This window comes from Rhodococcus sp. R1101 (assembly GCF_000278445.1).
GTDB classification, from domain to species: Bacteria; Actinomycetota; Actinomycetes; order Mycobacteriales; family Mycobacteriaceae; genus Rhodococcus; species Rhodococcus gordoniae.
This window is the reverse complement of the sequence record NZ_AJVB01000788.1, coordinates 1-1,014: the sequence shown is the minus strand read 5'-3', so window position 1 is coordinate 1,014 and position 1,014 is coordinate 1. Positions and strand designations below refer to the sequence as shown.

The following is a 1,014-nucleotide window of genomic DNA, read 5'->3' as shown; positions in this document are numbered from 1 at the left end:
CGAGCAGGGGTACCTTGCGGGAAGCGGTCACCGACAGGCTCACACCACGTCCTGCACTTCGGCACCCGTCATCGAGATCGTCGTCGAACGAGGAGGAGTTGTGCACACGGTCGAGTTCTCGAATAGTCTGTGCAGTGCCCCACGCTCCCTATGTGGGGCATAGTTCGCGCGCTTTCCCCCCCGACGCGCGGACAGGTTCCGTCGGCGCCCTATGCCGACGGAACCTCGCAGGCCAGTGATGGTGAGTACCCCTCGTAAAGCTCGCCATCACTGGCCTGTCAGCCACTCCCGATATTCACCCGCATCGATGCCATCCGATACAAACAATACCATTCGACCGGTATTGCCGGTCCAGTAGAGAATACCGCATGTACATCACATAGGGAACGCTTCACCGACACATACACGCTGCACGGTTTCTCCGTCCCGGAGAACTCGTCGAACCCGATCCACGTCGGGATTTCAGGAGCTTCCCTACCGTGAGGTCGGATTTGCCGCGATGGGGTCCGGCGAGGGTTGCAGTGCAGCCTCGGCCCAGATTCGGGCACTGGCGTAGTGATGATCGTGCCCGATCAGATCGATGTGACGCGCGGACAGTCCTCGTTCCTGCCCTCTCCGCAGTGCCTGCCCGAAGTCGACGGAGTGGGTCGGTGATGCGAGCAGCCCACGGGCGGCGGCAGCGTGGACGAGTTCGCGGACGGTCACCGCGGTCGGATGCGCGAGATGCCGTATGCCCCCACGTAACGCAGCCGCTAGCGGGCGCGCCGTGATCGCGGCGGCGAGCCGACCGACGTCACGGCGTGAAATCACCGATTGCCGTGCGACGCCATCGTCGACCCACGCCCCGAGAGTCGAGACGATGTGCGCCAACCCGGGCAGGAACCACCGGTCGCCGGGGCCGTGCACGAATCCGGGACGCAGTACCAGACCGCCGTGCTCGCGTACATGGTTTTCGGCAGTCAGACGACTCGCGCTCAGCGCAGTGACGGGAGCAGGGACAAGCTCCCCCTCGAC

The 1,014-nt window shown here is 64.3% G+C and carries 1 pseudogene; it reads right to left on the bottom strand.

The features are described 5' to 3' along the window. Window positions 1-474: 474 nt before the first annotated feature. A pseudogene (locus R1101_RS28635) lies at window positions 475-1,014 on the bottom strand (NAD(P)-dependent oxidoreductase); the annotation flags it as partial.